The organism is Paenibacillus sp. USDA918EY (assembly GCF_009870825.1).
GTDB classification, from domain to species: Bacteria; Bacillota; Bacilli; order Paenibacillales; family Paenibacillaceae; genus Paenibacillus_AQ; species Paenibacillus_AQ albilobatus.
The window spans coordinates 1-5330 of sequence record NZ_WTWY01000013.1; the positions used below are offsets into that span (position 1 = coordinate 1).

The following is a 5330-nucleotide window of genomic DNA, read 5'->3' on the forward strand; positions in this document are numbered from 1 at the left end:
GAGGACATCGCCATCTGCTATCCGGTTCATCTAAGCCCTGCGGTAAGAGAACCGGCACATGCCGTTCTTGGCGACCATCCACGAATCAAGCTGATCGACCCGCTGGATGTGGTAGACTTGCATAACTTCTTCCCGCATACCCATCTGATTCTGACGGATTCCGGCGGAATTCAGGAAGAAGCTCCTTCGTTCGGCGTTCCGGTGCTCGTGCTTCGCGACACGACCGAACGTCCGGAGGGAATTGAGGCAGGCACGCTCGAGCTGGTAGGCACGGACGAGGAAAAAGTGTACGGGCGCACCAAAGCGCTGCTGACCGATCAGGCGCTGTACGAATCGATGAGCAAGGCGGCGAATCCTTACGGGGACGGCAAAGCGTCGGAGCGGATCGTTCAGGCGATTTTGCATCATTTTGGCATCCGAAAAGAACGTCCGGAACAATTTCACAGAATGTTCACAAAGGAAAGTTAAACCATATTCTTGAGGCAAAGAGTACAGCATACAGTTAAACTGTACGGTTTGCACGGTGTTGCGGCGTTTTGCTGTGATTATTTTCATAGTTTCGGGCAAAAATGACATTAATCCGCTCAATTGACAAACTCTTGTGACATTCAGTAAAATGAACAGGGATTATGAGGGTGGACTATAATGAGTAAACCTGAAAAGCCGCGTAAAACCAATAAAAACGTTGCAACCCCTATGAAATATATCGGACTTGCAAGCGCAATCGGAATAGATCTGGCAGCATGCACATTAGGAGGCTTTTATTTGGGCTCCTGGCTGGACAAGATCTGGGGAGGGCCGGGACTTTGGATCGCATTCGGCGTTCTATTCGGACTTCTCATCGGCGGCGTAAGCGTTTTTATAATCACCAAGGCAGTCCTGGGGGAAAGTGATGAATGAACTTTGGAAATACCGCAGGGTATTGACCAGAACCACGCTTTATTTTCTTGCCCTATGCTTTTTGGGTGCCGCTTTCTTTCCCGATTACAAGAGCATTGCGCTCGGGATGGTGCTCGGCGCTACCGTCAGCCTGCTAAATAGCTTTTATTTGGGCTATAAGGTTCAGAAGGTGACCGATGCGGTCGCCGGCGGAGAAAGCAAACGAGTGAATATGGGGTTCTTGACCCGCGCAGCGGTAAGCGTGCTGGCCGTCATACTTGCGTATCGGAAGCCGGAAACGTTTAATCTGTACGCTGTTGCAGCTACCCTGATCTTGTCGCAGTTCCTTCTCTTATTTATAGGAATTCGATTGTCTCGCAAAGAAGAGTAGATTGCTCAACTGAGAAAGGGGTGAGAAAAATATGCATGAATCACCGATTATTGAATTGGGCGGCATTCCAATTGACCTTTCCATCGTTCTGATGCTCATTGTGACATGCGTAATCGTGTTTGTCATTGCGAAACTGGCAACTCGAAATTTGTCGGTTGAAAATCCGGGCAAACTGCAAAACTTCATGGAATGGGCTGTTGAATTCGTTCAAAATCTGATTTCCAGCACGATGGACTGGAAAAAAGGGAAGCATTTTCTGTCCCTTGGTCTCACTTTCATCATGTTTATCTTCGTAGCGAACTTGCTAGGTTTGCCGTTTGGTATCGTCACCGACTACCACGGCGCCGAACATGCGCACATTTTCGGGAAAGAGATCGTTTCCGTCAAAGAGGCGTTCGACAAAAATCCGGAATTGGAGGAGGTTGGCGTCGCTTGGTGGAAATCGCCGACGGCTGACGCTTCCGTCACGATGGCGCTCGCTTTGATCGTCTTCCTGCTGTCGCATATCCTCGGCATGACGAAAAATACGAAGAACTATTTCAAACATTATTTCCAGCCATACTGGTTCTTCTTCCCGATCAACATCATCGAACAGTTTGCGAAACTGCTCACGCAGGGCATGCGTCTATTCGGTAACATTTTTGCGGGCGAGGTTCTCATTTCCGTATTGCTGAAACTGACTGCGCTTGGCGCAGTAGGCTGGGTGGCTTCGGCGCTCGGACTCGTGGTATGGCAAGGATTCAGTATTTTCGTCGGCGCGATCCAGGCCTTCGTATTTACGATCCTGACCATGGTTTACATCTCGCAAATGATCGAGTCGCATGACGAACATTAGCTTCAAAGTTAAGCTTGGAGTAAGGCTTCACTTAACTCAACATAAATTCAAACAAAATACACATCTCTAAGGAGGATTTACAAATGGGAGTTTGGGCATTTTTGGCAGCTGCTATCGCAGTAGGTTTGGGCGCGCTTGGCGCAGGTATCGGTAACGGTTTGATCGTATCTAAAACGGTTGAAGGGATCGCTCGTCAACCAGAAGCAAAATCCACTCTGCAAACAACGATGTTTATCGGTGTAGGTCTGGTCGAAGCACTTCCAATCATCGGTGTCGTACTCGCGTTCTTGTTCTACGCAGGAGCTTAATTTAACACATGCAGGGTTTGGCGGGGAAGGCCACGGCCATCCGCGCCTTCTTTTTAGCCGTGACAATTATGGTCTTTCGTAAACGAGAGTGAACGGCAGTGCACGTGCACCGGAAAGGAGTGACTAAGATTGAGTATTAACATCCCGTCTTTTATACTCGCGTTGATCGCATTCGCGATTTTGTATCTGCTTCTGAACAAGTACGCTTTCGGACCGCTCTTCTCGATTATGGAGAAACGCCGCGAGCTGGTGATGCAGCAAATGAACGAAGCGGCGCAAACCCGCGAGCAGGCAGTCGCTTACGTAGAGGAGCAAAAACAAGCTCTTGAAGCGGCGCGCAAAGAAGCTTACGAAATCATCGAACAGTCCAAGCAAACGAGCAGCAAGCAGGCTGATCTGTTGATGGCGCAGGCGAAAGAGGAAGCAGCCCGCATCAAGGACGATGCCGTCCGCGAAATCGCCAGCGAAAAGAACAAGGCGGTTCAGGAGCTGCGCAGCGAAGTGGGAGCCGTGTCCGTGAAGATCGCTTCCAAGCTGCTTGAAAAAGAAGTCAGCAGCGACAGCGTACAGGAAGAGCTTGTGGACCAATACCTTAAAGAGGTAGGGGGCAGACCATGAGCCGGGAAACGATAGCAGCCAAGCGTTACGCAAAGGCGCTGTTTGAAGTGGCTGCACAGCAGCAGAAAACGCTGGAAGTGGAGCAGGAGCTGAAGGCGGTCGTGGAAGCCGTTACGGCGGACAACGACGTGCAGCAGTTTATCTCTACACCCAACATTTCCGTAACCGTAAAACTGGATGTGCTGAAGAAAGCCCTTCAAGATAAAGTATCCCAGCCGGTCATCAACACCGTAGAACTGCTCATTGAGCGGGGCAGAGCTGATATCCTCCCGGATCTTCTGGAAAGCTATATCCGGATCGAAGGTGAAAGCCTCGGAATTGCGGATGCGACAGTGTACTCCACTTATCCGCTGAGTGAGCAGGAAAAAGCGACCGTTGCTGCACAATTTGGAGCTTTGGCTAACAAGAAAATCCGCGTGGAAAACGTGATTGATAAAAGCCTGCTCGGCGGCGTAAAAGTCGTCATCGGCGACAAGCTGTATGACGGAAGTCTGGCAGGGAAGCTGGAACGGCTTGAAAAGTCTTTTAACAGACAAGCACAGTAGATAGGGGTGAAGACACTTGAGTATCAGACCTGAAGAAATCAGTACGCTGATTAAAAGTCAAATTGAACAATATAAATCGGAGATCGAGGTATCCGAAGTCGGTACCGTTATTCAAGTTAGTGACGGTATTGCCCGCGTTCACGGGATCGACAACTGTATGGCCGGCGAGCTTGTGGAATTCGAGAACGGTGTCGTAGGCCTTGCGCTGAACTTGGAAGAAAGCAACGTAGGTGTCGTTATCCTCGGTCCTTACACGGAAATCAAAGAAGGCGACCAGGTGAAACGTACCGGACGCATCATGCAGGTTCCTGTAGGTGAAGCCCTGCTCGGACGCGTTGTGAACCCGCTGGGTCAACCGGTGGACGGAAAAGGCCCGATCGAAACGGCCGACTTCCGTCCTGTAGAAAATAACGCTCCAGGCGTTATTGACCGTAAATCGGTACATGAGCCGATGCAAACAGGTATCAAAGCGATTGACGCCATGGTGCCAATCGGCCGCGGACAGCGCGAGCTTATCATCGGTGACCGTCAAACCGGTAAAACGCAGATCGCGATCGATACGATCATTAACCAAAAAGGCAATGGCGTAAAATGTATCTACGTTGCGATCGGCCAAAAGCAATCCACGGTTGCTCACGTCGTAGAAAACCTTCGCCGCCATGGCGCTTTGGAATATACGATCATCGTTACGGCATCGGCTTCCGAGCCGTCCCCGCTCTTGTACATCGCTCCTTACGCGGGCTGTGCCATGGGCGAATATTTCATGTACAAAGGCGAGCATGCCCTGATCATCTATGACGACTTGTCCAAACAAGCAGCGGCATACCGCGAACTTTCCTTGCTGCTTAGACGTCCTCCAGGCCGTGAAGCTTATCCTGGTGACGTATTCTATCTGCATTCCCGTTTGCTGGAACGCGCGGCGAAGCTGAGCGACGCACTCGGCGGAGGTTCTTTGACCGCTCTGCCGTTTATCGAAACGCAAGCTTCCGACGTATCCGCATATATTCCGACCAACGTAATCTCCATTACGGACGGTCAGATCTTCCTGGAGTCCGAGCTGTTCTATGCCGGTCAACGCCCGGCGATCAACGTGGGTATCTCCGTATCCCGCGTAGGTAGCTCCGCTCAAATCAAAGCGATGAAAAAAGTAGCCGGCGGTATGAAGCTTGACCTTGCCCAATACCGTGAGCTTCAAGCGTTCTCGCAATTTGGTTCCGATCTGGATAAATCCACGCTCGCCCGCCTCAACCGCGGTGCAAGACTGATGGAAATTTTGAAGCAGGGCGTCAACCAGCCGCTTAAAGTCGAGCAGCAGGTAGCGAGCTTGTACACGGCAGTCAGAGGCCATCTGGACGACATTCCGGTGAGCGACATCCGCCGCTTCGAAAAAGAATTCCTGGCGTTCCTGGAAAGCAACCATCCGGAAATTCTGGCGTCCATTCGCGATACCAAAGATCTGGTCGCGGACAACGAAGCAGCTCTGAAAGATGCCATCGCGAAATTCAAGAGAGGCTTTGCTGTGACGGCGTAAGTCATAACATGAACCGGGCCGCAAGGCTCGGATTCATCTTTTTCAATGAATAGCGAACATGCTTTGGCTTAGGTATCGGAGCCGCACGAATGCAGGCTTTGAACCTAAGCCAAAAGACGGATATATGCTTTATCATTCGCTTTGCTGGTCGAAGCGAAACAAGTGCTTTCAGAGTAACTTTGGCTCCGCCAAAGTTTAGCCTATGCTTACGAAGTTAGCTTTG

General features: G+C 50.6%; 8 protein-coding genes. All 8 read left to right on the forward strand.

From position 1 onward, the window contains the following. The coding region (locus GQY55_RS21900) for a UDP-N-acetylglucosamine 2-epimerase (RefSeq protein ID WP_201452210.1) at window positions 1-468 on the forward strand (468 nt) is incomplete at its 5' end. A 177-nt stretch (window positions 469-645) separates the two neighbouring features. After that, window positions 646-900: an AtpZ/AtpI family protein gene (locus GQY55_RS21905; RefSeq protein WP_160044051.1), complete on the forward strand. Its 255-nt coding sequence runs from the start codon at window positions 646-648 to the stop codon at window positions 898-900. Next, complete coding sequence (locus GQY55_RS21910; protein WP_160044052.1) at window positions 893-1270, forward strand: ATP synthase subunit I; 378 nt, start codon at window positions 893-895, stop codon at window positions 1268-1270. Before GQY55_RS21905 ends, GQY55_RS21910 begins: the two co-directional genes overlap by 8 nt. Before the next feature lie 31 nt (window positions 1271-1301). Further along, a complete protein-coding gene (gene atpB, locus GQY55_RS21915) occupies window positions 1302-2105 on the forward strand; it encodes a F0F1 ATP synthase subunit A (RefSeq protein WP_160044053.1) in 804 nt (267 codons plus the stop codon). Between the two features lie 83 nt (window positions 2106-2188). Further along, entirely contained in the window at window positions 2189-2413 is a 225-nt protein-coding gene (gene atpE / locus GQY55_RS21920; RefSeq protein WP_036706394.1) for a F0F1 ATP synthase subunit C, read from the forward strand. 129 nt (window positions 2414-2542) lie between these two features. Beyond that, complete coding sequence (gene atpF, locus GQY55_RS21925) at window positions 2543-3031, forward strand: F0F1 ATP synthase subunit B (RefSeq protein WP_160044054.1); 489 nt, start codon at window positions 2543-2545, stop codon at window positions 3029-3031. Next, complete coding sequence (locus GQY55_RS21930) at window positions 3028-3576, forward strand: F0F1 ATP synthase subunit delta (RefSeq protein ID WP_160044055.1); 549 nt, start codon at window positions 3028-3030, stop codon at window positions 3574-3576. The genes atpF and GQY55_RS21930 overlap by 4 nt, the downstream gene beginning before the upstream one ends. A gap of 16 nt (window positions 3577-3592) precedes the next feature. Then, window positions 3593-5107 carry a F0F1 ATP synthase subunit alpha gene (gene atpA, locus GQY55_RS21935; RefSeq protein ID WP_160044056.1) on the forward strand — a complete coding sequence of 505 codons (1515 nt, stop codon included), beginning with the start codon at window positions 3593-3595 and terminating at the stop codon, window positions 5105-5107. The last annotated feature ends 223 nt before the right edge of the window (window positions 5108-5330 follow it).

Coding starts and splice junctions, on each gene's coding strand:
- GQY55_RS21930 (WP_160044055.1), top strand. CDS start 3,028: ATGAGCCGGGAAACGATAGCAGCCAAGCGTTACGCAAAGGCGCTGTTT.
- atpB (WP_160044053.1), top strand. CDS start 1,302: ATGCATGAATCACCGATTATTGAATTGGGCGGCATTCCAATTGACCTT.
- GQY55_RS21910 (WP_160044052.1), top strand. CDS start 893: ATGAATGAACTTTGGAAATACCGCAGGGTATTGACCAGAACCACGCTT.
- atpE (WP_036706394.1), top strand. CDS start 2,189: ATGGGAGTTTGGGCATTTTTGGCAGCTGCTATCGCAGTAGGTTTGGGC.
- GQY55_RS21905 (WP_160044051.1), top strand. CDS start 646: ATGAGTAAACCTGAAAAGCCGCGTAAAACCAATAAAAACGTTGCAACC.